24 protein-coding genes are annotated in these 25,856 nt (G+C 63.3%); 15 read left to right on the forward strand and 9 right to left on the reverse strand.

Translation table 11 applies throughout. From position 1 onward, the window contains the following. Nucleotides 1-15 precede the first annotated feature (15 nt). From doeA to LB554_RS00735, 5 genes are all read left to right on the forward strand, one after another. The gene (doeA, locus tag LB554_RS00715; protein WP_224582692.1) at nt 16-1,194 is read left to right on the forward strand and encodes an ectoine hydrolase DoeA; all 1,179 of its coding nucleotides are present in this window, start codon (nt 16-18) and stop codon (nt 1,192-1,194) included. Nucleotides 1,195-1,199: 5 nt separating this feature from the next. Further along, nucleotides 1,200-2,201, forward strand: coding sequence for a N(2)-acetyl-L-2,4-diaminobutanoate deacetylase DoeB (gene doeB, locus LB554_RS00720; RefSeq protein ID WP_224582693.1), 1,002 nt, complete (start codon nt 1,200-1,202; stop codon nt 2,199-2,201). Continuing rightward, on the forward strand, nt 2,198-2,425 hold the full coding sequence (locus tag LB554_RS00725; RefSeq protein WP_224582694.1) for an FCD domain-containing protein: 228 nt from the start codon (nt 2,198-2,200) through the stop codon (nt 2,423-2,425). The genes doeB and LB554_RS00725 overlap by 4 nt, the downstream gene beginning before the upstream one ends. A 100-nt stretch (nt 2,426-2,525) precedes the next feature. Further along, entirely contained in the window at nt 2,526-3,314 is a 789-nt protein-coding gene (locus LB554_RS00730) for a DeoR/GlpR family DNA-binding transcription regulator (protein ID WP_224582695.1), read from the forward strand. Between the two features lie 82 nt (nt 3,315-3,396). Then, the gene (locus LB554_RS00735; protein WP_224582696.1) at nt 3,397-5,874 is read left to right on the forward strand and encodes an FAD-dependent oxidoreductase; all 2,478 of its coding nucleotides are present in this window, start codon (nt 3,397-3,399) and stop codon (nt 5,872-5,874) included. Here the strand turns inward: LB554_RS00735 and LB554_RS00740 are convergent. Next, a complete protein-coding gene (locus LB554_RS00740; protein ID WP_015319069.1) occupies nt 5,871-6,740 on the reverse strand; it encodes a LysR substrate-binding domain-containing protein in 870 nt (289 codons plus the stop codon). The genes LB554_RS00735 and LB554_RS00740 overlap by 4 nt on opposite strands. A 265-nt stretch (nt 6,741-7,005) precedes the next feature. Here LB554_RS00740 and LB554_RS00745 point away from each other — a divergent pair, with 265 nt between their 5' ends. The 9 genes from LB554_RS00745 (at nt 7,006) to LB554_RS00785 (ending at nt 17,595) form a co-directional block, all read left to right on the forward strand. Then, nucleotides 7,006-8,205 (forward strand): 2-aminoethylphosphonate--pyruvate transaminase, encoded by a 1,200-nt coding sequence (locus LB554_RS00745; RefSeq protein ID WP_224582697.1) that lies wholly within the window; start codon nt 7,006-7,008, stop codon nt 8,203-8,205. A 24-nt stretch (nt 8,206-8,229) separates the two neighbouring features. Then, nucleotides 8,230-9,486 carry a phosphonoacetate hydrolase gene (phnA, locus tag LB554_RS00750; RefSeq protein WP_224582698.1) on the forward strand — a complete coding sequence of 419 codons (1,257 nt, stop codon included), beginning with the start codon at nt 8,230-8,232 and terminating at the stop codon, nt 9,484-9,486. A 93-nt stretch (nt 9,487-9,579) separates the two neighbouring features. After that, nucleotides 9,580-11,037, forward strand: coding sequence for a phosphonoacetaldehyde dehydrogenase (gene phnY, locus LB554_RS00755; protein WP_224582699.1), 1,458 nt, complete (start codon nt 9,580-9,582; stop codon nt 11,035-11,037). 73 nt (nt 11,038-11,110) lie between these two features. Further along, the gene (locus LB554_RS00760; protein ID WP_224582700.1) at nt 11,111-12,469 is read left to right on the forward strand and encodes an aspartate aminotransferase family protein; all 1,359 of its coding nucleotides are present in this window, start codon (nt 11,111-11,113) and stop codon (nt 12,467-12,469) included. 2 nt (nt 12,470-12,471) lie between these two features. Then, nucleotides 12,472-13,485 (forward strand): 2-hydroxyacid dehydrogenase, encoded by a 1,014-nt coding sequence (locus tag LB554_RS00765; RefSeq protein ID WP_140877912.1) that lies wholly within the window; start codon nt 12,472-12,474, stop codon nt 13,483-13,485. 250 nt (nt 13,486-13,735) lie between these two features. Next, nucleotides 13,736-14,764, forward strand: coding sequence for a 2-aminoethylphosphonate ABC transporter substrate-binding protein (locus LB554_RS00770; RefSeq protein WP_140724400.1), 1,029 nt, complete (start codon nt 13,736-13,738; stop codon nt 14,762-14,764). Nucleotides 14,765-14,796: 32 nt separating this feature from the next. Further along, nucleotides 14,797-15,942 carry an ABC transporter ATP-binding protein gene (locus tag LB554_RS00775; RefSeq protein WP_140617479.1) on the forward strand — a complete coding sequence of 382 codons (1,146 nt, stop codon included), beginning with the start codon at nt 14,797-14,799 and terminating at the stop codon, nt 15,940-15,942. After that, the gene (locus LB554_RS00780; RefSeq protein WP_224523802.1) at nt 15,935-16,795 is read left to right on the forward strand and encodes a 2-aminoethylphosphonate ABC transporter permease subunit; all 861 of its coding nucleotides are present in this window, start codon (nt 15,935-15,937) and stop codon (nt 16,793-16,795) included. Before LB554_RS00775 ends, LB554_RS00780 begins: the two co-directional genes overlap by 8 nt. Nucleotides 16,796-16,797: 2 nt before the next feature. Next, nucleotides 16,798-17,595, forward strand: a complete 798-nt coding sequence (locus LB554_RS00785) for an ABC transporter permease subunit (protein WP_224582702.1) — start codon at nt 16,798-16,800, stop codon at nt 17,593-17,595. An 11-nt stretch (nt 17,596-17,606) separates the two neighbouring features. On the opposite strand, the gene LB554_RS00790 is transcribed toward LB554_RS00785, so the two are convergent. The 8 genes from LB554_RS00790 to LB554_RS00825 form a co-directional block, all read right to left on the reverse strand. Then, complete coding sequence (locus tag LB554_RS00790) at nt 17,607-18,056, reverse strand: MaoC/PaaZ C-terminal domain-containing protein (RefSeq protein ID WP_181171274.1); 450 nt, start codon at nt 18,054-18,056, stop codon at nt 17,607-17,609. Continuing rightward, nucleotides 18,053-19,129, reverse strand: coding sequence for a Gfo/Idh/MocA family protein (locus LB554_RS00795; RefSeq protein WP_224582704.1), 1,077 nt, complete (start codon nt 19,127-19,129; stop codon nt 18,053-18,055). Before LB554_RS00795 ends, LB554_RS00790 begins: the two co-directional genes overlap by 4 nt. Then, nucleotides 19,122-19,451 (reverse strand): L-rhamnose mutarotase, encoded by a 330-nt coding sequence (locus LB554_RS00800; protein WP_015319057.1) that lies wholly within the window; start codon nt 19,449-19,451, stop codon nt 19,122-19,124. The genes LB554_RS00795 and LB554_RS00800 overlap by 8 nt, the downstream gene beginning before the upstream one ends. 9 nt (nt 19,452-19,460) lie before the next feature. After that, nucleotides 19,461-20,573 (reverse strand): mandelate racemase/muconate lactonizing enzyme family protein, encoded by a 1,113-nt coding sequence (locus LB554_RS00805; protein ID WP_224582706.1) that lies wholly within the window; start codon nt 20,571-20,573, stop codon nt 19,461-19,463. Between the two features lie 5 nt (nt 20,574-20,578). Beyond that, entirely contained in the window at nt 20,579-21,676 is a 1,098-nt protein-coding gene (locus LB554_RS00810) for an ABC transporter ATP-binding protein (protein ID WP_140715273.1), read from the reverse strand. A 4-nt stretch (nt 21,677-21,680) separates the two neighbouring features. Further along, complete coding sequence (locus tag LB554_RS00815) at nt 21,681-22,547, reverse strand: carbohydrate ABC transporter permease (RefSeq protein ID WP_015319054.1); 867 nt, start codon at nt 22,545-22,547, stop codon at nt 21,681-21,683. A gap of 2 nt (nt 22,548-22,549) precedes the next feature. Continuing rightward, nucleotides 22,550-23,446: a carbohydrate ABC transporter permease gene (locus LB554_RS00820; protein WP_224582711.1), complete on the reverse strand. Its 897-nt coding sequence runs from the start codon at nt 23,444-23,446 to the stop codon at nt 22,550-22,552. Nucleotides 23,447-23,569: 123 nt separating this feature from the next. Next, entirely contained in the window at nt 23,570-24,889 is a 1,320-nt protein-coding gene (locus LB554_RS00825; RefSeq protein ID WP_140724430.1) for an ABC transporter substrate-binding protein, read from the reverse strand. 169 nt (nt 24,890-25,058) lie between these two features. On the opposite strand from LB554_RS00825, the gene LB554_RS00830 reads away from it, so the two are divergent. Beyond that, nucleotides 25,059-25,844, forward strand: a complete 786-nt coding sequence (locus tag LB554_RS00830; RefSeq protein ID WP_224582713.1) for an IclR family transcriptional regulator — start codon at nt 25,059-25,061, stop codon at nt 25,842-25,844. Nucleotides 25,845-25,856 lie beyond the last annotated feature (12 nt).

Genomic DNA, 25,856 nt, shown 5'->3' on the forward strand with positions numbered 1-25,856 from the left:
ACGAGGACCAACAAAATGCTGCCAAACCTGAAATTCTCGCGAAGCGAATATGCGGAACGCCTCGCCAAGACGCGGAAAGCCATGGAGGCGAAAGGCGTCGATCTTTTGATCGTCAGCGATCCCTCCAACATGGCCTGGCTCACCGGCTATGACGGCTGGTCGTTCTACGTCCACCAGGCGGTCATCGTGCCGCCATCGGGCGAGCCGGTCTGGTACGGCCGTGGCCAGGACGCCAATGGCGCCAAGCGTACCGCATACCTCGCCCATGACAACATCGTCGGCTATGCCGACCACTATGTGCAGTCGACCGAGCGCCACCCGATGGATTTCCTGTCGAGTGTGCTGACCGATCGCGGCTGGGGCAAGCTCACCGTCGGCGTCGAGATGGACAACTACTGGTTCTCCGCCGCCGCCTTCGCCTCGCTGCAGAAGCATCTGCCCAACGCCCGTTTCGTCGATGCCACCGCGCTGGTCAACTGGCAGCGCGCGGTGAAGAGCCCAACCGAGATCGACTATATGCGCAAGGCCGCTCGCGTCGTCGAGGCGATGCACCAGCGCATCGTCGACAAGATCGAAGTCGGCATGCGTAAGAACGATCTCGTCGCCGAGATCTACGATGCCGGCACGCGCGGCGTCGACGGCATTGGCGGTGACTACCCCGCGATCGTGCCGCTGCTGCCCTCGGGCGTCGACGCCTCGGCGCCGCACCTGACCTGGGACGATAAGCCGATGAAGTCGGGCGAGGGCACTTTCTTCGAGATCGCCGGCTGCTACAACAGGTACCATTGCCCGCTGTCGCGCACCGTTTTCCTCGGCAAGCCGACGCAGGAATTCCTCGATGCCGAGAAGGCAACGCTGGAAGGCATGGAAGCTGGCCTTGCCGCGGCAAAGCCGGGTAATGCCTGCGAGGACATCGCCAATGCCTTCTTCGCCGTGTTGAAGAAATACGGCATCGTCAAGGACAACCGCACCGGCTATTCGATCGGGCTTTCCTATCCACCGGACTGGGGCGAGCGCACGATGAGCCTGCGCCCCGGCGATCGCACCGAACTCAAGCCCGGCATGACCTTCCATTTCATGACCGGCCTGTGGCTGGAGACGATGGGGCTGGAGATCACTGAATCCATCCTGATCACCGAAACCGGTGTGGAGTGCCTGGCCAACGTGCCGCGCAAGCTGGTGGTGAAGGATTGAGCCCGATGTCCAGTCTTCGCCCGTCGCCGGTCACGCCGACCGTCGATTTCGATCGTGACGGCGTCCAGCATGGTTTCCTGCGCTTGCCTTATAGCCGCGACGACTCGGCCTGGGGCTCGGTGATGATCCCGATCTGCGTCATCCGCAACGGCAAGGGGCCGGCGGCGCTGCTGACCGGCGGCAATCATGGCGACGAGTATGAAGGGCCGCTGGCGCTCTACGAACTCGCCCGCACGCTCGATCCCAGCCAGGTCAGCGGCACCGTCATCATCGTGCCGGCGATGAACTATCCTGCTTTTCGGGCCGGCACGCGCACCTCGCCGATCGACAAGGGCAACATGAACCGCAGTTTCCCCGGCCGGCCCGACGGCACGGTGACGCAGAAGATCGCCGATTATTTCCAACGCGAGCTGCTTCCCCGCGCCGACATCGTCTTCGACTTCCATTCCGGCGGCAGGACGCTGGATTTCGTACCGTTCTGTGCCGCCCACACTTTGCCCGACAAGGCGCTGGAGCAGAAAGCCTTTGCCGCGGTGGCGGCATTTTGGGCACCATTCTCGATGCGCATGACCGAGATCGATGCGATCGGCATGTATGACACGGCGGCCGAAGAGATGGGCAAGGTCTTCGTCACGACCGAGCTCGGCGGTGGCGGTACGTCGCGAGCCGAGACGGTGCGGATCGCGCGGCGCGGCATCCTCAACGTGCTGCGTCATGAGGGTATCGTCGCCGGGGCGGCCGAGACGGGCGGAACGCAGTGGCTGGACATGCCCTCGGGCGATTGCTTCTGCTTCGCCGAGGATGACGGCATGATCGAAACCATGGTCGATCTAGGCGAACCTGTCGAGGAGGGCGCGGTGGTGGCCCGCATCCATTCCACCGGCCGCACCGGCGTCGCGCCGCAGGAAATCCGGGCCAAAATGTCGGGCATGCTGGCGGCGCGGCATTTCCCTGGCCTGGTCAAGGCCGGCGACTGCGCCGCGGTGGTCGCCGTAAAGGTCGATTGACTGATTTCTCCGCCCGGACCATGCCGGGCGGACCCACTCTTCTGCTCGAGCTGTTGAATCCGGATTATCGCACCCGCTCGCAGAGCGAACACCGCGATCTGCTGGCCGCCTGCCGCCGGCGCGACGGCAAGAAGGCGGTGAGCGTTCTGAGACAGCATCTTCGCGAGGGAAGCGACACGCTGGTCAACGCGACGGAGGGCGGCGGGCTGGGGCGAAAATCCTAGGCCCGAGGGAAAGGGGGCAGCCCGCAAGCGTGGCGCGTGGTTGCCACCGCGCCGGTTCGCTGCCACATATTGCAACATCAATACTCGACACGAGGATGCCATGTCTCCCGTCAGCCACCTGCCGGCACGTGCCCTTGCCCCGCGCCGCCATGACGAGATCCTGCGGCGGCTGGGCGCCCAGGGTTCCGTTAGCGTCGCCGAACTGGCTGGGTTCTTCGACGTCTCGCGCGAAACCATCCGCCGCGATTTGAAGCTGCTTTCCGACCAGGGCAGGCTCGGCATCGTGCATGGCGGGGCCGCCCGCTTCGAACCGAGTGAACCCGCGATGACCCAGCGCAGCCAGGAAAATGCCCAGGGCAAGGCCGCGATCGGCAGGGCGGCCGCCAGGCTCGTCAGGGACGGCATGGTGGTCTTTCTCGATTCCGGCACCACCACTTTGGCCATCGCGCATGCAATGACGGAACTGCGCGATCTGACGATCTGCACGGCCAGCCTGAAGATAGCGCTGCACCTATGCCATGTTCCCGGCATGCGCGTGCACATGCTGGGCGGCGAAGTCGACCCGGGCGAGGAGGCGGCTTCCGGCATCGACACGCTCGATGCGATGGCGCGCTTTCGCGTCGATATGGCCTTTCTGGGTGGCGGAGCGCTGTCTCCGGTCGGCGAGGTGACCGATTTCACCCGCGCCGGGGCCGAACAGCGGGGCCGGATGATTAGCCTCGCCGGCAAGGCCTATTTCGTGCTCGACAGCAGCAAATTCGGCAAGCTGACGCCGCTCAGAATTCCGAATTTCGAACGTGCCGCTGGGGTAATCGTCGACACCGACCCCGAATTCGCGCTTGCCGAGGCGCTTTCGCATAGGGGGCCTGAACTCATCGTTGCAGCTTGATGTGATATTTTGTGATATTGTGAGTTGATATTTGGTTTTCCCATGGTAATGTCTCGACCATCCCTTAAATGGCGGAACGCTCATGGCACATGAATTTCCCACACAGGCTCGAATTGTCATCGTCGGCGGCGGCATCATCGGCTGCTCGGTCGCCTATCATCTGACCAAGCTGGGCTGGAGCGATGTGGTGCTGCTCGAGCAGGGACAACTCAGCGGCGGCACCACCTGGCACGCGGCCGGTCTTGTCGGTCAGCTGCGCAGCCATTCCAACATGACCAGCCTGATCCGGTACTCCACGCAGCTCTACAGCGAACTGGAGGCCGAGACCGGCCTCGCCACCGGCTGGAAGAACTGCGGTTCGCTATCCGTCGCGCGCACCACCGACCGCATGGCGGTGTTGAAGCGCACGGCCGCGTCGGCGCGTGCCCAAGGGGTCGAGATCGACGTCATCTCGCCTCGCGAGGCAGCCGAGCTCTGGCCGGTGATGGCGACAGACGATCTGGTCGGTGCCGTCTGGCTGCCCGGAGACGGCAAGGCCAATCCCACCGATCTCACGCAATCGCTGGCCAAGGGCGCGCGCAATGGTGGCGTCAAAATCTTCGAGCGGGTGCAGGTCACCGGCATCACGGTGAAAAACGGCGTCGCCTGCGGCGTCGAGACGGACCGCGGCGACATCGCCGCCGAGATCGTCGTCAACTGCGCCGGCCAATGGGCCCGCAAGGTCGGGCTGATGTGCGGCGTCTCGGTGCCGCTGCATTCGGCCGAGCACATGTACATCGTCACCGGCCGGATCGAGGGTGTGCATCCGGACCTGCCTGTCATGCGCGACCCCGATGGCTTCATCTACTTCAAGGAGGAGGTCGGCGGTCTGGTGATGGGTGGCTTCGAGCCGCACGCCAAGCCGTGGGGCATGAACGGCATTCCCGAAAATTTCGAATTCGCGCTGCTGCCCGACGACTGGGACCAGTTCGAGATCCTGATGGAAAACGCGCTGGTGCGCGTGCCGCAGCTGGCGCAGGCCGAAGTCAAGAAATTCTACAACGGACCCGAAAGCTTCACGCCGGACAACAATTTCCTCCTCGGCGAGGCGCCGGAGTTGAAGAATTTCTATGTCGGCGCCGGCTTCAATTCGATGGGCATTGCCAGTGCCGGTGGCGCCGGCAAGGCATTGGCCGAATGGATCGTCAACGGCGCGCCGACCATGGATCTGTGGCCGGTCGACATCAGGCGCTTCGCTGCTTTCAACAACAATCCGCGCTGGCTGCATGACCGCGTCAAGGAGACGCTCGGCCTGCATTACGCCATGCCGTGGCCGAACCGCGAATTGGATACCGCGCGGCCGTTCCGCCGCTCGCCGCTCTATGATCGGCTCACCGCCAAGGGCGCCTGCTTCGGTTCCAAGATGGGCTGGGAGCGTGCCAACTGGTTCGCTGCGCCAGGAGAGAAAGCCGGGAACGACTATGCCTTCGGTCGCCAGAACTGGCACGAGGCCGTGCGGCGCGAGATGAAGGCGACGCGCGAAGCCGTCGCCATCTTCGACCAGACCTCCTTCGCCAAGCTTCTTGTCCAGGGCCGCGATGCCTGTGCCGTGTTGAACCGCATCTGCGCCGGCGACATCGATGTGCCGGTCGGCACGTCGGTCTACACCGGCGTGCTCAATGCGCGCGGCGGCTACGAAAGCGATCTCACTGTGATGCGGCTTGGCGCGGAAAAATTCCTCATCGTTACCGGTTCCGCCCAGGCGGTCCACGATGCCGACTGGATCGTCAAGAACATTCCGGCCCATGCCCACGCCGTCCTGACCGACGTTACCTCTGCTTACGCGGTGCTGGCGTTGATGGGGCCGCGTTCGCGCGATCTCCTCTGCAAACTGTCGTCGGCCGATCTTTCCAACGCCGGCTTCCCCTTCGCCAGCATTCGCGAAATCGATATCGGCTACGCCACTGCCTATGCCAACCGCATGACCTATGTCGGCGAACTCGGCTGGGAACTGATCGTGCCGGCCGAATTCGCCGTCGGCGTCTACGAGGCGTTGCACGAGGCCGGCCGTGAATTCGGCTTGGCCGACGCCGGCTACTACGCGCTCGACGCCTTGCGCATCGAAAAAGGTTTTCGAGCCTGGGGTCGGGAACTGACGCCTGATATCAATCCCTGGCAGGCGGGGCTTGGCTTCGCCGTTGCTATGGACAAGCTGGGTGGGTTCATCGGCCATGACGCGCTTGTTGAGGCAAAGTCGTCGTCGGCACCGGCAAAGCGTATCGTGCTCCTTACGCTCGACGATACCGAGCCGATGCTGTGGGGCGGCGAGTTGGTCCTGCGCGACGGCAAGCCGGTCGGCGAGGTTCGCTCGGCCGCCTACGGCCATACGCTTGGCCGGTCAGTGGCGCTCGGCTTGATCGAAAACGAAACCGGCGTGGATGCTGTGTTCCTGAGCGGCGGCCATTTCGAGATCGATCTAGCCTGCGTACGCCATGCGGCTACCGTGCATCTGCGCAGCCCCTACGATCCGAAGTCGGAGCGGGTGAAAGCCGATGCAATGGAGATCAGGGCCGCGGCTTAATCCGTCGACATAGAGCGCGCCATGTCGAGAAAGGCGCGCACCAGTTTGCCGCCGCTGCGCTCGCGCAGGCAGATCAGCGCCTCGTCCATCAAGGTCTCGGGCGCGTCGATGGTGATTGGGACGAGCCGCGAATCCTGGCCGAATTCGGCCGCCGAGACAAAGCCGATACCGGCGCCCGAGGCGACGATTTCGCGCACGGCTTCGCGGCCTTCTGCCTCGATCACAGGCCTGAGTTCGACCTTCGACGCGGCGGCCAGGTCTTCGAGCTTCTGGCGCGTCTTCGAGCCGCGCTCGCGCATGACCAGGGATTCCTGTGCGAGCTGCGCGAGCGTCAGCGATTTCTTCCCCGACAGCGGATGATCGATCGAGGTGAAGGCTATGATCGGCGTCGAGTTCAGTTTCAGCACCTCGAAGTCGCGTCCGGCGGGCACCTCGCCCAGCACGCCGATATCGGCATCGTAGCTGTAGAGGCTGCTGATCACCGTCTCGGTGTTTCCGGCACGCACCGAGACCTGCACTCCGGGATAGCGGGCGCGGAAGCTGCCGAGAATGTGAAGCAGATGATGCGCGGCGTCGGCGACGATGCGCAGCGTTCCGGAGCGCAGCGCGCGCGACTCAGTCAGAAGCTCAAGCGCCTGCTGCTCGGTGTCGAACATGCGGTGGGTTATTTCGAGCAGTTTCTGGCCGGAATGGGTCAGCGTGACCTGCTTCTTGTTACGATTGAACAGCAGGACATCATACTCTTCCTCGAGCTTGCGGACCTGATCCGATATCGCCGGCTGGGTCAGGAACAGCGCTTCGGCCGCCCGCGAAAAGCCGCCGGAGATCGCCACCTGATGAAAGGCCCGCAACTGAACATAGCGCATCTTCTTCGCTCCCGAGCCTCTCTGGTTACCAGCAGCCTATCATAAGCCCTGCTATGCAAAAGCCGGAAACAAACGATTCGGTTTATGTCTTGGAATGGGCCTGCCGGGTTTCACGAAGCTGTCACGAGCGCCATGCAGCTTCTGCTGTCTGGATCGGATCATCACTGAAATCGATACGTCGATACAAAATAACGATTTTACAAATATGTGCCCTCAGCCAACAATGGCGCCAGATCAAAAAAGCAGCGACCTGTCGGAGGACATCATGCTCGCCGAAACGAAATTTGCCGCGGAGCCGCTGGCCAAGCCGGCGCTGGGCGAGCCCTATCTGTTGACCCCCGGGCCGCTCACCACGGCCTATTCGGTCAAGGAGGCGATGCTGCGCGACTGGGGATCGTGGGACGGCGACTTCCGCGCCATGACATCAGATATGCGCCGCCGCCTGCTGGCGCTGACCGGCGACACCAACGGCGAGTTCGACTGCGTGCCGATGCAGGGCTCAGGCTCGTTCTGCGTCGAGGCGATGCTGGGGTCGTTCGTGCCTAGGGATGGCAAGGTTCTGGTGCTGGCCAATGGTGCCTACGGCCTTCGTGCCGCACAGACCATGCAGTATCTCGGCCGGGCCTATACGCTGATCGACAAGGGCGATTACCTGCCGCCGCGCGGCGACGAGGTGGCGGCAGCGCTCGAAGCCGACCACGCCATCACCCACGTCATAGCCATTCATTGCGAGACCAGCTCCGGCATTTTGAACCCGGTCGCCGAGATCGCCGAGGCGGTGCACACCAAGGGCCGCAAGCTGCTGGTCGATTCCATGAGCGCGTTCGGCGCCGTCGCGCTCGACGTCAACGAGATCCGCTATGAGGCGATGGTCTCGTCGGCCAATAAATGCATCGAGGGCGTGCCCGGCTTCGGCTTCATCATCGCCCGCAAGAGCGAACTCGAGGCAGCCAAGGGGCGCAGCCATTCCCTGTCGCTCGACGTCCACGCGCAGTGGGCGCACATGAACAAGACCGGCCAGTGGCGCTACACGCCGCCGACGCATGTCGTCGCCGCTTTCCTGGAGGCGCTGCGCCAGCATGAGGCTGAAGGCGGCGTCGCCGGCCGTGGTGCCCGCTACACCAGGAACCGCGACGTCATGGTGTCGGGCATGCGCGAACTCGGCTTTGAGACATTGCTCAAGGACCGCTGGCTGTCGCCGATCATCGTCACCTTCTTCAACCCGGCCCACGCCAACTTCGCCTTCGATCGCTTCTACGAACTGATGAAGGACAAGGGCTTTATCATCTACCCCGGCAAGCTGACGGTCGTGGACTCCTTCCGTGTCGGCTGCATCGGCCAGATGGACGAACATGTCATGCGTCGCGTCGTCGAGGCGGCGGCGCAGTCGCTTGATGAAATGGGCGTCGACACCGCCGCTCCACCCGCCGCGGCAATCGCCGAGCGCGCTAAACTCGCCGCCTGAAGCGGCCGATTTCGAGGATTTTTGATGAACCAGATGTCTCCCATCAACGTCGCGGTCAACGGCCGCACCTACGCCTGGCCGCGCGTGCCGGCGATCGCCATCTGCCTCGACGGCTGCGAGCCGGCCTATATCGATGAAGCGGTCAAGGCCGGGCTGATGCCGGCCCTGGTCAGGATCAAGGAGAAGGGCACGGTGCGTTTCGCACACTCGGTCATTCCGAGCTTTACCAATCCCAACAATTTGTCGATCGCCACCGGTCGCCCGCCCTCGGTGCACGGTATTTGCGGCAACTATCTCTACGAGCGCGAGACCGGCAAGGAAGTGATGATGAACGACCCGCGCTTCCTGCGCGCGCCGACCATTTTTCAGGCCTTCTATGATGCGGGCGCCAAGGTTGCCGTTGTGACCGCCAAAGACAAGCTGCGTGCGCTGCTCGGCAAGGGTCTGTCTTTCGACGAAGGGCGCGCGCTGTGCTTTTCGGCGGAGAAGTCCGATACAACCACGGTTGGCGAGCACGGCATCGACAATGCCTCGAAGCATTTCGGCCTGCCTGTGCCGGAAGTCTATTCGGCCGAATTGTCGGAATTCGTCTTCGCCGCCGGCGTCCAGTTGCTGAGGGAATTCCGCCCCGACATCATGTACCTGACGACGACGGACTACGTGCAGCACAAATACGCACCGGGCGTGCCGCAGGCCAACGCCTTCTACGAGATGTTCGACAAGTACCTGACCGAACTCGATGCGCTGGGCGCCGCGATCGTTGTCACCGCCGACCATGGCATGAAGCCCAAGCACAAGGCCGGCGGTGCGCCCGACGTCGTCTACGTCCAGGACCTGCTTGACGAATGGCTGGGCAAGGATGCCGCGCGCGTCATCCTGCCGATCACCGACCCCTATGTCGTGCACCATGGCGCGCTGGGCTCTTTCGCCACCGCCTATTTGCCTGATGGCGCGGACCAGGCGGGCATCATGGCGCGGCTGGCCAAGGTTGACGGCATCATGCTGGTCGTCGATAGCCGGACGGCCTGCGAGCGCTTCGAACTGCCGGCTGACCGCATCGGCGACATCGTGCTGGTCTCGACCGAGAACAAGACGATCGGCACATCGGAACATCGCCATGATCTGGCGGCGCTGAACGAGCCGCTGCGCTCGCATGGCGGACTGACCGAGCAGGAAGTGCCGTTCATCGTCAACCGCGTGCTGCCGGATTTGCCTGATGAGCCGGCGCTGAGGAACTTCGACGCCTTCTACTACGCCACGCTTGCCGCGGCGCTCGCGTGACGGATGGGTCGGGTGCCGGTAGGTGTCGCCTCCATGATGGCGCTGGTCGACCCCTCGCCGCGACGTACCCAAGAATCTGCTGGAGCAGAGCACATGACCCAACTTGACCCCGCCATCAAAGTTCGCCACGAGCCGATGCGCATCGCCGGCAGGAAGATCGATGCCGATGGTGTCGTGGAGGTGCGTTACCCCTGGAACGACACCGTCATCGGCACCGTCCCTGCCGGCCGCGCCGAGCATGCCCGCCAGGCCTTCGAGATCGCTGCCGGTTACAGGTCGAAGCTGACGCGCTACGAGCGCCAGCAGATCCTGTTTCGCACAGCCGAAGCACTGGCGTCGCGTCGGGAGGAAATCTCCGATCTCATCACGCTCGAGCTCGGCATCTCCAAGGCGGATTCGCTCTATGAGGTCGGCCGCGCCTATGACGTGTTCACATTGTCGGCGCAGATGTGCATCCAGGATGACGGCCAGATATTCTCCTGCGATCTCACCCCGCACGGCAAGGCACGCAAGATCTTCACCACGCGTGAGCCGCTGAAGGCTATCTCGGCGATCACGCCATTCAACCATCCGCTCAACATGGTCTCGCACAAGGTGGCGCCGGCCATCGCCACCAACAATTGCGTGGTGGTGAAGCCGACCGAACTGACGCCGATGACGGCGTTGGTGCTGGCCGACATTCTTTATGAAGCCGGCCTGCCGCCGGAAATGCTTTCGGTGGTGACCGGCTGGCCGGTCGACATCGGCAACGAGATGATCACCAACGAGAATATCGACTTGATCACCTTCACCGGCGGCGTGCCGGTCGGCAAGATGATCGCCCGCACCGCCGGTTACAGGCGCCAGGTGCTGGAACTCGGCGGCAACGATCCGCTGATCATCCTCAACGATCTCTCCGATGACGATCTGGCCAAGGCCGCCGATCTCGCGGTCGCCGGTGCGACCAAAAACTCCGGCCAGCGCTGCACGGCGGTCAAGCGCATCCTCGTCCAGGAAAGCGTCGCCGACCGCTTCGTGCCGCTGGTGCTGGAGCGGGCCAAGAAGATCCGCTTCGGCGATCCGATGGACCGCTCGACCGATCTCGGCACCGTCGTGCATGAGAAGGCGGCGGCGTTGTTCGAAGCGCGCGTCCACATGGCGGCCGAGCAGGGGGCAGAGATCCTCTATAATCCGGGTCGTCAGGGTGCGCTGCTGCCGCCAATCGTCGTCGACCGCGTGCCGCACACATCCGAACTGGTGATGGAAGAAACGTTCGGGCCGATCATCCCGATCGTGCGCGCGCCGGATGACGATGAAGCACTGATCGCGTTGTCCAACTCGACCGCCTTCGGCCTGTCGTCGGGCGTCTGCACCAACTCGTTTCCCCGCATGCAGAAATACATCGCCGGCCTGCAGGTCGGCACGGTGAACATCTGGGAAGTGCCGGGCTACCGCATCGAGATGTCGCCCTTCGGCGGCATCAAGGACAGCGGCAATGGCTACAAGGAAGGCGTCATCGAGGCGATGAAGAGCTACACCAACGTGAAGACATTTTCGCTGCCTTGGTCCTGACCGGATCACATAAGCTGGCAGAACAAACCGAGGGAGCGTCCCACGCTCCCTCATTCGCATTTCGGAGACAATGATGGCCGCGATATCAGAGCTTGTGCATACCGAAGGCGATTCCAACACGACGGCGGCGCGCGGCCGCTGGGATGCCGGCCAGGACGATCCCCGCATTCGCGGCCTGCTCGATCGCGACGCCGCCGCCTTCATGCACCAGAGCCTGTCCAGCCCCTGTCTTTCGACGATCGCTAGGGCGGAAGGCATCTGGATCGAGGACACCGCCGGCCGCCGCTTCATGGATTTCCACGGCAACAGCGTGCATCACCTCGGCTACGGCCACCCGAGATTGGTGGCGGCGATCAAGAAGCAGCTCGATGACCTCTGCTTCGCGCCGCGCCGCTTTACCTGCGAGCCCGCCGTCGAATTGGCCGAGAAGCTGGCCGCGCTGGCTCCCGGCGATCTCGGCAAGGTGCTGTTCACCACCGGTGGCTCCGATGCCATCGAGGTCGCGCTGAAGATCGCGCGCGCCGCCACCGGCCGTTTCAAGACGGTGTCGTTCTGGGATGCTTTCCATGGCGCCGGCTTCGGCGCTGCCAGCGTCGGCGGCGAGGCGACGTTCCGCTCGCATATATCAGGCCCAATGATGACCGGCGCCGAGCATGTCGCGCCCTGGGATGGCTATCGCTGCCCCTATGGTCACGATTCCCTGGAGGCATCGGGGCTCGCTTGCGCCAACATGATCGCCTATGTGCTCGGCCGCGAGCAGGACGTGGCGGCGGTCGTTGCCGAGCCGATGCGCGCGACGCCCAATCCGCCGCCAGCCGGCTTCTGGAAGCGGGTGCGCGAGGCCTGCGACATGCACGGCACGCTGCTGATCTTCGACGAGATCCCGACCGGCCTCGGCAAGACCGGAAAATTTTTCGCCCATGAGCATGACGGCGTAACGCCCGACATCGTTGTCCTCGGCAAATCACTCGGCGGCGGCATCCTGCCGATCGCCGCCGTCATCGCGCGCCGCGACCTCGACGTCACTGGCGGCTTTGCCATCGGTCACTACACCCATGAGAAAAACCCGGTCACGACGCGTGCGGCGCTGACGACCATCGACATCATCCTGGAGGAGGGGCTGGTCGAGCGTTCGGCTGAGCTTGGCGGCCATATGCTTGCACGTATGCAGGACCTGATGGCGCGCTCGCCCCATGTCGGCGACGTCAGGGGCAGGGGGCTGATGGTCGGCGTCGAACTCGTCGAGGACCGTGCTTCACGCCAGCCGGCGCGGGACCTCGCCGAACGTGTCTTCTACGCTTGCCTGGAACAAGGCCTGAGCTTCAAGGTCAGCCACGGCAACGTGCTGACGCTCTCGCCGCCGTTGGTTATTTCCAAGACCGATCTCGACCGCGCGCTCGACATTGTCGAGGACGCCGTGATGGCCGCCTGATCATGAAGGCCGTCCGCACCGACCGCGAACTCGAATGCCCTGAAATTGATGCCGGCTTGCGGGCGAAGGGCGTCGACCTGGTGACGCTGCCGGATGGCATTCCCGAAGCCGATCTCGCCAACGCGGTGGCCGACGCGGATCTCCTGCTCATGTGCTACACGCCGATCACGGCGCGGGTGATCGATGCCGCTCCCAGGCTGAAGGGTATCGTCAAATACGGCGTCGGCATCGATGCCATCGATATTCCCGCAGCGATGCGGCGCGGCATTCCCGTGGTCAACGTGCCCGACTATGCCGAGGAAACCGTCGCCGAAGGCGCCTTCGCGCTGATGATTGCGCTCGCCAAGCGGCTGCCGGGGATCACCCAGGCAATGACGCGAGACGGCTGGATCTGGCCCGAACAGCGCTGGCTGGGACGCGATATATCAGGCGCCACGCTTGGGCTGGTCGGCTGCGGCAAGATCGGCCGCAGCATGGCGCGCATGGCCGGCCGGGGATTTCGCGCGCGCGTCGTTGGTTTTGATCCCGGTGTCGATGCCGCGACGATGCGCGCCGCGGGCATCGAGAAGGCCGACGACCTGCACGCCATGTTGCGTGCCTGTGATTTCGTTTCGTTGCATTGCGTGCTGAATGACCAGACACGCGGCCTGATCGGCAAGCATGAGCTCGCCTGCCTGAAACCGTCGGCCATCATCGTCAATGTCTCGCGCGGTGCGCTGATCGATGAGGCGGCGCTCGTCGAGGCGATCGTTGCCGGTCGCATCGGTGGTGCCGGGCTCGACGTCTATTCGGTCGAGCCGCTGGCGAGGTCAGGCCATCCGATGAGCGCATTGTTCGGTCGCGACAATGTGATCCTGTTTCCGCATCTTACCTTCTTCACCTACGAGGCGATGCGCCGGCTGGAAGACGACACGCTCGCGCGCTGTTTCGAAATTCTCGAAGGCCGGCCAGTGACCATCCGCTCGCATGATCCGCGATTGCGGGCGCAGACCGCAGGCATTGTGTTCGGCCGATAACCTATATTTTCAAACCGATAGCCGCCATCGGCGCAGCATATTTGTATCCACGACATCGATGCGACAGTTCCATGACAAATATCAGAGAAAGTTTGGGTCTCATAAAATAAATAGATTTTACTTATCGATGCCCAATCCCCAGAGTTGTCACAACGAAGACATCCAACCGGCTCAACGTCCGCCAGAGACCCAAAGGCCGGTTGGTCCTAGTGCATCGCAGAATGTGCCTTCAATCAAAGGGGAACTGGTTATGAAATCAAGAAACGCAACCATGGTCGGGGCCTTCGCCGCATTGCTCGCGTCGGCGGCTCTCATTGGGCCGGCACTCGCCGACGGCGTCGTTACCGTCTACTCCGCCGATGGGCTGCATGATGGCAATGGCAGCTGGTACGAGACCGAATTCGCAGCCTTCACCAAGGCCACCGGCATCACCGTTCAGTATATCGAGGCAGGCTCGGGCGGCGTCGTCGAGCGCGTCGCCAAGGAAAAGTCGAACCCGCAGGCCGACGTGCTGGTGACCTTGCCGCCCTTCATCCAGCGCGCCGCCGCGGACGGTCTGCTGCAGGATTACAAACCCGAAGCCGCATCCCAGATCGACGGCGGCACCGACAAGTATCGGCCGCTGGTCAATAACTATATGAATTTCATCTACAACAGCGCCGTGCTGTCCGAAGCGCCGAAGAGCTATAACGATCTGCTCGATCCGAAGTTCAAGGGCAAGATCCAGTACTCGACCCCCGGCCAGGCTGGAGACGGGACGGCCGTCATGCTGCAGATCATCCATGCCTTTGGCGGCGAGGATGCCGGCTTCGAATTCATGAAGAAGCTGCAGGACAACAATGTCGGCCCGTCCGCCTCGACCGGCAAGCTGACCGCGCTGGTCAACAAGGGCGAGCTGCATGTGGCCAATGGCGACCTGCAGATGAACATGTCGCAGATGGCAGACAATCCCAACATCAAGGTGTTCTGGCCCGCTGGCCCCGATGGCACCCGCTCCACCTTTGCGCTGCCCTATGAAATCGGCCTGGTCACCGGTGCGCCAAATAGCGACAACGGCAAGAAGCTGATCGACTTCCTGCTGTCCAAGGAGGCACAGTCGACTGTAAGTTCCGTTGCCCTCGGCATGCCGGCCCGCAAGGACGTGACGCCGTCCGACGCCAATTTCGCCAAGCTGCAGGAGGCGATGAAAGGCCTGACCATCTGGTCGCCGAACTGGGACGAGGCGCTGAGCAAGCTTCCCGACTACGTCAAGAAGTGGAACGAAGCGACCGGAAGTTGATCCGCACGGGAAGCAATCCGGAGAACAATGCCATGTCGGCCGCCGCCTTCACGGGCCCTAGTGTCACGGACATCGACGCCGCGAAGGTTCGCGGCGCCGGCTCGAACGTCCACTTCGACAAGGTCGTTGTCGCCTATGGCGCCCATGTCGTCCTGCATCCGCTGACCCTCGACATCGCGCCTGGCGAAATCCTGGCGATGATAGGCCCGTCCGGCTCCGGCAAGACGACCGCTCTGCGTGCCGTTGCCGGCTTCGTGCGGCCGGCAAGCGGCCGCATCCGCATCGGCGCCACCGATGTCACTGATCTGCCGCCCTATGAGCGGGGGCTCGGCATGGTGGTGCAGAACTACGCGCTGTTCCCGCATATGCGGGTCGAGGACAACGTCGCCTTTGGCCTCAGGGCACAAGGCGCCGACAAGGCGCTGATCGGCGAACGGGTGAAGGATGCGCTCGCCACCGTCGGTATGGCGACGTTTGCCCGGCGTTATCCGCGCGAGCTTTCGGGGGGCCAGCAGCAGCGCGTCGCGATTGCGCGGGCGCTTGCCGTGCGGCCGCGCGTGCTCCTGCTCGACGAACCGCTTTCGGCGCTCGACGCGCAGATCCGCCGCAACATGGTCGAGGAGATCGCCCGTCTGCACCGCAGCCTGCCGGGCCTGACGATCCTCTACGTCACCCACGACCAGACCGAGGCGCTGACGCTTGCCGACAAGATCGCCATCATGCGCGACGGCAGGGTCTGTTCGCATGGGCCGACGACCGAACTCTATCGCCGTCCGCCAAACCGCTTCACCGCCGAGTTTCTCGGTCGTGCCAACCTTCTGCCGGTGACGGTTGCCGATGCTGCCGGCCCGAAAGGCTTTGCCATGGCCAGGCATGGCGATGCCGTGCTCGCCGGTGCCGGTCGCGGCGAGAAGGTTGGCGACAAGAGCCTGCTTTGCATCAGGCCGCAGCATCTGAGCCTGACGGCCGACAGCGAGCACACCAACCGCATTGTCGGCACGCTCAGGGAAGTGCACTGGCAGGGTGAACTCACGCATCTGGTGCTCGATGTCGACGGCACGCCGGTGCGCGTCTCGGCAACGAAACTGCCAATGGCCTTGCCGGAACCCGGCACAGAGGTGCCGCTGTTCTTTGCGCCGGCCGATACGTCGCTTCTTCCGGAAGACGCCGGTGTCTGAAGCGCTCGCCATTGGTATGCCGACGGCCAGAAAGCGAGAGCCGGGCCGGCTGTGGATCGTGCCGCCGGCGGCCCTGCTGGCACTGCTGTTCTTCTACCCGCTGGCGTTGATTGTACGCCAGGCCTTCCTCGACGACAGCGGCGTCGCCAATGTCGCCGAGATCGTCCGCGTCCTGCATTCGCGCTTCTTCCTCAACGCGCTGGTCAACACGGTGACGATCTCGGTCACGGCGACGGCCGGATGCCTGGTCGTTGGCCTGGTGCTGGCGCTGATCCTTGCCTTCGTGCCGTTTCCAGGCAGCGGCTTCATCGCCAGGCTGATCGACACTTTCATCGCCCTGCCGACCTTCCTGGTGACGCTGGCCTTCACCTTCCTTTACGGCTCCGCCGGCATGCTCAACTCCGGGCTGATGGAAGCCTTCTCGCTGCCGCTGCCGCCGGTCGACTTCCTTTATTCGACATGGGGCGTCGTTCTGGCCGAGGTCACGGTCTACACGCCCTTCATCCTGCGGCCGCTGCTTGCCGCCTTTTCGCTGGTCGATCGCGGCCAGATCGAAGCGGCAAGCGTGCTTGGCGCGCGACCGTTCCGCATTGTCCGCCAGGTCATTCTGCCGGCGGCGGTACCCGCGCTCATCGCCGGCGGCAGCCTCTGCCTGCTCCTCACCGTCAACGAATTCGGCATCGTCCTGTTCATCGGCGCCAAGGGCGTCATCACGCTGCCGCTGCTGATCTATGGCAAGGCGATCCAGGAATCGGCCTACCAGGTCGCCTGCATCATCGCCGTGGTCAACATAGCCCTGTCGCTCGGCCTGTTCGGTCTCTACCGGTTCGCTGCCGGCCGGTGGGGAGTCTAGCGATGCTGGTCTGGTCGCGTTCCGGTCGCTTCGTCATCTGGGTGATCTTCGCGCTGATCTTCGGCGTGCTGTTCCTGGCGCCGCTGGCGGTGATCCTGCTGTCCAGCTTGGCCGACCAGTGGAACGGCGTGCTGCCCAATGGCTTGACCACGGAGCACTACACCGATGTCGCGCGCGGCGCGGCCTGGAACGCGGTCAAGGCCAGCCTTGTCACCGGCTTCCTGGCCAGCGCGCTGGCGCTGGTCAGCGGCACCTGGGCAGCACTTGCGCTGCGCATCCAGGGCGCCACGCTGGCGAGGGCACTCGGCCTGCTGTTCTTCATCCCGAGCGCTGTGCCTTCGGTGTCGGTCGGCCTTGGCCTGCTGGTTGCGTTCAGCCATCCGCCGCTGTTGCTCAACGGCACGATCGCAGTCGTCATGATCGCGCATTTCGTGCTGATCTCGGCTTTCACCTTCGGCAATGTCTCGGCCGGGCTTGCGCGGCTGTCGCCCGATTTCGAGCAGGTCGCGTCGAGCCTTGGCGCACGCCCTGCCTATCGGCTCCGGCATGTCACGCTGCCCTTGCTCGCACCCTATCTGGTCGCGGCCTTCGGGCTGAGCTTCGCGCTGTCCATGGGCGAGCTTGGCGCGACCGTGATGGTCTATCCGCCGGGTTGGGTGACGCTGCCGGTGTCGATTTTCTCACTGACCGATCGCGGCGACATCTTTGCCGGGGCGGCGCTCACCATGATCCTGGTGGCGGCAACGCTGGTCCTGCTGCTCGGTCTGGAGCGCATCACCAAGCGCGCTACCGGCGCATAGCGGACATTGCCTCAGGCCGGCTGGCGTTCGACGATGTAGATGTGGTCGGCCGCCAGCACCACCTCGCCGCGCTGGTTGATCACTTCGCAGCGCTCGATCACGCGTCCGGAACCCGGTCGCTTGGGGTCGTCCTCCTTGGCCGCGATGGTGGTGCGTGTGCGGATCGTGTCGCCGATGAACACGGGCTTGATGAAGCGCAGCCGGTCGTAGCCATAGGAAAAGGCGACGGGATTGATGACCGTTGCCGTCAGCCCGATGCCGACCGAGAACACCAGCGTGCCATGCGCGATGCGCTGGCCGAACGGTGTTGTCTTCATGAACTCGGCGTCCATGTGGTGCGGGAAGAAATCGCCGGTGTGACCGGCATGGACAATGAAGTCGGTCTCGGTAATCGTGCGGCCGTTGGTCAGCCGCGTCGAGCCGATCTCGTACTCCTCGAAATACTGGATCTGTTCCATCAGGGCCTTTCCGCGACCGGCGTCGCCGGCGCCGCGCTTGAACGATAGGCGGCTTCCACCAGCGCCATTGTGTTCCATGCATCCTCGACCGAACTGATCAGTTCGGCGTCTTCGCCGGATGCAAAGCGCTGGACATTTGCCATGCGCCCGACAAAGGCGTCGGGAAACCACTCGCCGGCCAAGGGCACCGCGATCCAGTCCGATCCGCCCTTCGGATAGATTTCCAGAATATCCGGCTCGCCCCGGGGATAATCGAGATTGAGACCGAGCTTGAGATAGGCGGCACCCTCGGTGCCGCAGACGCGAAATTCGCAGGCTTGATGCCGGCGCCCGAACTTGTGGTCGTGGTTGATCGACAGCGCGCAGCGCACGGTGTCGCCATAGTCGAGAATGGCGCTGGTGCGCGTCTGCGCCACGGAATGATTGGGATGGCCGAGCGTCTTGGCATGCACGCCCTTGGGGTCACCGAGCAACTGCCGGATCAGGTCGAGATAGTGGATCGAGTGCATGGCGATCTCGACGCGCGGCGCCTTGAGCAGGAATTCCCACAACTGCCACGGCGTCGCCAGCGCCAGCCAGGCGTCGAAATCGACGACCTCGCCGAGCCAGCCCTTGGCGATGGCGTCCTTCAGCGCCAGCATCATCGGCGCGAAGCGGAGCTGGAAATTCACAGCCGCCTTGAGCTTCTTGGCGCGGCAGATTTCGAGGATTTCGCTTGCCTCCCCGAGGTAATTGCCCATCGGCTTCTGGATCAGGGCGACCGCACCGCCGGGCAGCGCCTTCAGGATATCGGCGTGCCGCCCCGGTGGGGTTGCCAGATCGAAGATCGCGTCCTTAACTCCAGCGGCTTCTTGCACCGAACGGAACGCCGTCACGTCCCATTTATCGGCCAGGGCCTGCGCCTTGGCCTGGTCCGGATCGTAAAGACCGGCGATCGGAAATCCCGCTTTTCGGTAGGCCGGGAAATGCGCGTCGCCGACAATCGACCCTGCACCGAAAGTGACGATCGGTCGGGGTCGTGAGGGTTTGGCCCAGGCCTGGACGAGTGAGGCAGGGTCGAAACCGGCCTCAGTCATGGTGGAAGACCTCGTCCATCGAAGCCCACCATTCACCCTCCTTTCGGGTCGCAAGCGGCTCCTGGCAAGGTATGCAGACGGCCCACCATTCCTGCGTCCTCGGATCGGCCGCCATCTTGGCCATGTCGGCCTCGTAGTCGGTGCCGTGGTATTCGAAGGTGCTGAACAGCAGGTTCTCCGGCCGCTTCAGGTAAATGGAATAGTTCTTGATGTTGCATGCCGAAATCATGGTCAGCACGTCAGGCCAGACGGCGGCATGGAGGCGAACATAGTCCTCGACCTTCTCCGGCTTCAGCCCAAGCACAAATCCCATCCGCTGCATATCAGCTCCTTATCTCGTGATCGCCGTGGTGAATTCGGCGATGCTCATGGCCTTGACCGCGTCCCAGTCCCAATCGATGCCGATACCGGGCTCGTCGGGCGCCAGCGCATGCCCATCCTCGATGCGCATGTGCTTGCCGGTCAACTGGTCGAGTTGCGGAATGTACTCGACATACCTGCCGTTCTGAACAGCGCAGGTCAGGCTGACATGCAATTCCATCAGGAAATGCGGGCAGACCGGAATGTCGAAGGCCTCCGCCGCATGGGCGATCTTGAGCCAGGGCGTGATGCCGCCGATGCGGCCGACATCGACCTGCACGATCGAGCAGGCGCCTTTCTGCATGTATTCGCGGAAGTGCCTGACGGAATAGAGCGACTCGCCGATGGCGATCGGCGTCGGCGTCGAATTCGACAGCCTGATATGCCCGTCTATGTCGTCGGCCGGCAGCGGCTCCTCGATCCAGGCGAGATCGAGTTCTCGAAGCCTCGCCGCACGCCGGATCGCCTCGTCGACGGAGAAACCCTGATTGGCGTCGGTCATGATCTCGTAGCCGTCGCCCACCGCCTTGCGCACCGCCGACAGCCGCGCGAGATCCTCGGAGCCATGCGGCCTGCCGATCTTCACTTTCGAGCCGCGAAACCCCTTGGCCTTGGCGGCCACCGCATCGTCGACCAGCGCCTGCGTCTCGATGTGCAGCCAGCCGCCTTCTGTCGTGTAAAGCGGGCAGCGGTCCTTGGCGCCGCCGGCGAGCTTCCATAGCGGCAGGCTCTGTTTCTTCGCCCTGAGGTCCCAGAGCGCCGTGTCGATCGCCGCGATGGCGATTGCCGTGATGGCGCCGATCGTGGTGGCGTGGGTGGCGAATTCGAGATCGTGCCAGATCGCTTCGATCATATCAGGATCGCGGCCGATCAGGCGCGGCGCCAGGTGATCGGACAGGAGCCGCATCACCGACGAGCCGCCGGTGCCGATCGTGTAGCTGTAGCCAGTTCCGACCGCGCCATCGGAATCGGTGATGGTGACGATTGGCGTCTCTTGGCTGACGAAGCTCTGGATCGCGTCGGTGCGCTTGACCTTGGGCACAAGGTCGACCATGCGCAATTCTATCTTTTCGATCTTGGCCATGTCGGTCAGCTCCGCAATGTCTTTCCGGTCTCAGCGGCAAACAGATGCGCCTGCGACAGGTCGAGGCTCATGGCGACGCGCTCGCCTGGCTTCAGCGGCCTGGGGTTCAGCATGCGAGACACCCAGTCACTGCCGTTGAACTCGACGAACACCAACGTCTCGTTGCCGAGCGGCTCGGTGACGGTGATCGGCAGTTCGATCTGATGCACGTCGGCCGCGCCGCCGGAGCTGATACCATGGCCGGTCGGATAGATGTCGTCTGGCCGCAACCCGAACACGACCTTGGCGCCGCCAGCGACGTTGGCCTTGAACTGACCGGGCAGGGGCAGCTTGGCGCCGCTGGCGAAAACCAGCTGGCCGTCGTCGACCGTCGCCTCGTGCAAATTCATCGGCGGTGAGCCGATGAAGCCGGCAACGAAGCGCGTGGCTGGCCGGCGGAACACTTCATCTGGGGTGCCAACCTGTTCGATATGTCCGTCGCGCATGATAACGATACGATCGGCAAGCGTCATCGCCTCGACCTGGTCGTGGGTGACGTAGATCACCGTCGATTGCACCTTGGCGTGCAGCTTCTTGATCTCGGTGCGCATCTGCGTTCTGAGCTTGGCATCGAGATTGGAAAGCGGCTCGTCGAACAGGAAGACGTCGGGGTCGCGCACGATGGCACGACCCATGGCGACGCGCTGGCGCTGGCCGCCGGACAGTTGCGACGGCCGACGGTCGAGCAAAGCATCGAGCCCCAGGATAGCCGAGGCCTCGGCGACGCGGCGATCCATGTCGTCCTTGGCGGCGCCGGCGATCTTCAAGGAGAAGCCGAGGTTTTCGCGCACCGTCATATGCGGGTAGAGCGCATAGGACTGGAACACCATCGAGATGTTGCGCGAACGCGGCGGCAAATCGTTGACGACGCGCCCGCCAATCTCGATCGAACCGGCGCTGATCTCTTCCAGCCCGGCTATCATGCGCAGCGTCGTCGACTTGCCGCAGCCGGAAGGACCGACCAGCGCGATGAATTCGCGGTCGGTGATGTCGAGGTCGATGCCATGCACGATCTCGATATTGCCGTAGCGCTTGGTCAGCTTTTTGAGGGAAACCGTTGCCATGAGATCAGCCTTTCACCGCGCCGGAGGTCAGGCCGCCGACAAGGTGCTTCTGGACGATGAAAGTGAGGGTGAGCGCCGGAATGATCATCACCACGGCGAGCGCGCACATGCCGCGCCAGTCGATGGTGAACTCGGCCGTGTAGTCGAGCAGGCCTACCGGCAGCGTCTTGGCGCTGACCGAGCGCGTCAGTTGGGAGGCGAGCGCGAACTCGTTCCAGCAGGTCAGGAAGGCGAAGATCGCGGCTGATGCGATGCCTGGTCCGGCGAGCGGGAACTCGACCTGCCAAAAGGCCTGCCAGCGCGTGCAGCCGTCGATTTGTGCGGCTTCGGCGAGATCCTTCGGCACCTGGCGGAAGAAGCCGTCGATCAGCCAGATGGTGAAAGGCACGTTGAGCGCGACATAGGCGAGGATCAGCCCGAAATGCGTGTCGATGATACCGAGCCGCACATAGAGGAAGAACAGCGGCAGCGACAGCGCGATACCGGGCACCGTGCGTGTCAGCATCAGGCCGAGGAAGGCGCTCGATTTACCGCGAAAGCGATAGCGCGCGAAGGCATAGCCGCCCGCCATGCCGATGGCGACCGCGATCACCGTCGAAGTCACCGATATGATCAGCGAGTTGCGGAAATATTCGATGACAGGGATGCCGCCCTTGCCGATGCCTGAGAACATCGCGACATAGGCGTCGAACGAAATATCCTGCGGGATCCACACCGGCGGCTTGGCCATGATCTCGACCGTCGGCCGCAGCGACGACAGCACGATCCACAGGCCCGGCAGGCAGATGGTCAGCATCGCCAGGAACAGGCCGATGCGATAGACGATATCAAGCAGCCTGCGCTTAAGGCGGGCGGAAGAATTCTCGTCCATCTTCACCACTCCGCGCCGATTTGCGTGCGCGCCGCGGCGAGCTTGTTGAAGAAATAGACGGTGAAGGCGATCGACAGCAGGATCGAGAAATAGGCCATGGCGTTGGCCATGCCCATGCGCCCGTCGCTGTAGGCGGTGCGCGCCACGAGTGTCCAGAGCAGCTCGGTACGGCCGGCCGGACCGCCATCGGTCATGATCTTGACGATGTCATAGGCACGCGCCACGTCGAGCGAGCGGATGGTCATGGCGATGTAGGCGAAGGGCATGACGAACGGCCAGGTCACATAGCGGAAGGTCTGCCAAGGCGTGCAGCCATCGACGCGCGCCGCCTCGATCGGCTCCTTGGGCATGGCGAGCAGCCCGGCGAGGATCAGGATGGCGAAGATCGCCGTCGACGACCAGATCTCGGCAACCGAGATGGCGATGAAGGCGAGGTGGCCCTCGATCAGCCACGGAATGGCGTCGCTGGTGATGCCAAGCGACTGCAGCGCATTGTTCACCAGGCCGATATTATCGTTGAACATGAACTTGAACTGGAAGCCGACGAGGATCGGCGAGAACATCATCGGAAACATCATTAGCGTGCGCAGGATGCGCTGGCCGCGCGTCGCCTTCTCAACCAGCATGGCGAGACCAAGGCCAAGCAGCATTTCAAGATTGAGCGCGATCGTCAGCAACAGGACGGTACGGCCGAATGCCCACCAGAAATCGGTGTTGGCCAGGATCGACAGGTAATTCCTGAGGCCGATGAAGACGAAGAACGTCTCGGGCTTGGTCAGGCGGAACGGCGTGAAGCTTGAATAGAGCGACAGAAGCAGCGGCACCACGACGACCGCCGCCAGAACGACGATGGCCGGAAGCAGCAGCAGGAACGGCGCGGGTGGCTTGAGGCCCTTCATCGGGCTCCTCTGGTGTCTGGCATTCAAATTTGGGCAGAGGCCCGACATGATGAAACGGGCAACGCCGGCAAAGGCGATCGCCTCCCCCATTCACGATGGGGAAGGCAATCTTGGGAGCAATGCTTACAGTTTGCCAGCGTCCTGCAGGATCTGCGTCGCCTTGGCGGCGGCTTCGTCCAGTGCCTGCTTGGAGGTCTTGTCGCCGAGAATCGCGGCCTGCAACTCGGGATAGACGGCGTTCGAGATCTCGATCCACTCAGGCGTCTGCGGCACGGCGAAGGCGTGCTTGGCTTCTTCCTGGAAAGCCGACAGAACCTCCTTCTTGTAAGGGTCGTTGGCGGCTTGCTGCAGGTCCCAATCCCAGACCGCGGTGCGCGTTGGCAGCGGGCCGGCGGTGGCCTCGAGCTTCTGGCTGTCCTCGTTGGTCAGCCACCATACGAGCGATGCCGCTGCCTCCTTGTTCGGGCAGTTCTCGGTCACCGAGAAGCCATGGAAGCCCGACCAGCCGGTGCGCACCCCGGCGGAGCCTTTCGGCGCGACCTTGACGCCGACATTGCCCGCGACTTTCGACGATTTCGGATCGTTGAAGAAGCCAGCCCAGCCCGGCCAGTCCAGATTGATGGCGACGGTGCCCGAGGCAAAGCCCTGGCCGAGATCGTCCCAGAGGTAGTTGGTGGTTCCGGCCGGCACGGCCTTGGCCTTGTAGAGGTTGACGAACCAGTCGAGCGCCCGGATGCCGGCTTCGGAATTGAAGACCGGCTTGCCGTCCTTGTCGAGATATTCGCCGCCCTCGGCGACGACCATTTCGTAGAAGCGGCCATTGATCGCCTCTTCCTTGCCGGCAAACTGCGTGCCGTAGAAATTCGGCGGGTTGGCGAAGAACTCAGCCTGGTCGGTGACTTCCTTCCAGGTGTCCGGCGGCACCAGATCATAGCCGTATTTGGCCTTGAACTTGGTCTTGTTGTCGGCGTTCTCGTACAGGCTCTTCTGGTAGTAGAGCGCCGAGACGTCGAACTGCGCACGCGGCAGCATTTCCAGCTTGCCGTCGATGGTTGCCGCCTTGATCGTCGACGGCACGAAGGCGTCGATCTCCGACTTCGGCAGGAGCTTGCTGAGGTCGGTGTAGAGGCCGGTGTATTGCGGCGCGAAGGAGGAATGATTCCAGCCGACGCACCAGTTGGTGCTGCCCGAGGCGATGTCGGACTTCAATTCCTTGTCGATGTCGAAGCCGTTCTTCTTGGTCAGGATGTTGACCTTGGCGCCGGTCGCCTTCTCCCATTCGGGAATGCGCTCGTAGAGCTTTTCATATTGCTGGCCGCCGATCAGCTTCACGTCGACGGTCACGCCGTCGAACTTGCCGGGCAGGTCGCCGGCAAGGGCGGTGCCTGCGCCTGACGCAAGCATCAATGCGCCGGCGCATACGCCGGAAAGCAGTCTGTTCATTGGTATCCTCCCTGGGTACGCCTCGGTGGCGCCCGCAACTCGTCACGTGACAAGAAATGCTACATTCATATACAAACAAAACATTCATCAGTACGTCAAGGCGAAATTTGTTTCCGCCTGGCCGCGTTCCTGCGTATATGAAGAGTTGAATTCACTGGAGGGATGAGCCATGGACGACAGCGAAGACGAACGTTATCGCGCGCCGGCGCTCGACAAGGGGCTCGACATCCTTGAGCTTCTAGCGGGCGTGGACGGTGGCCTGACCCAAGCGGAAATCGCCAAGAAGCTCGACCGCAGCCCCAATGAATTCTACCGCATGCTGGACCGGCTGGTGCGGCGCGGCTACGTCACGCGGCTCGATGGCGACCGCTATTCGCTGACGCTCAAGCTGTTTGGCCTGGCACAATTGCACGCGCCGGTGCGGCGGCTGGTTTCCTATGCGACGCCGCTGATGCGCGAACTGGCCGAGACCTCGCAGCAGGCCAATCAACTCGTTGTTTTTGATCGCGGTTCCGCCGTGGTGATAGGCCAGCAGGAGGCGCCGAACTACTGGGGGATTTCGATCCGAGTCGGCTCCCACATCAGCCTGTTCGACACCGGTTCGGGACATGTGCTGCTCGCCTTCCGTTCGCAGGAGGAGCGCCAGATGATGATCTCCGAACATGTCCGCAGCACCGACAAGACCGCGCAGCCGCCCGAGTTCTTTGCCCGCCTCGACCAGATCAGGGAACGGGGATATGAGATGATGGCCTCGATGCAGACCGCCGGCGTCTACAATCTGTCGGCACCGGTGCGCAGTTCCGACGGCAAGGCCATCGCGGCGCTTTCAATTCCTTACATCACCGTCGTCAACGCTCCGTCCGCGCCGGACATAACGCGCACCATCGAGCTGCTGCTGGCAACGTGTGAGAAGCTTTCGCGTTTGGCCGGGTCGGCCGTCGGCTCATCGACATAATTCTTATTTGAA

Origin of the sequence: Mesorhizobium sp. CO1-1-11 (assembly GCF_020164995.1) — a bacterium.
Taxonomy (GTDB): Bacteria; Pseudomonadota; Alphaproteobacteria; order Rhizobiales; family Rhizobiaceae; genus Mesorhizobium; species Mesorhizobium australicum.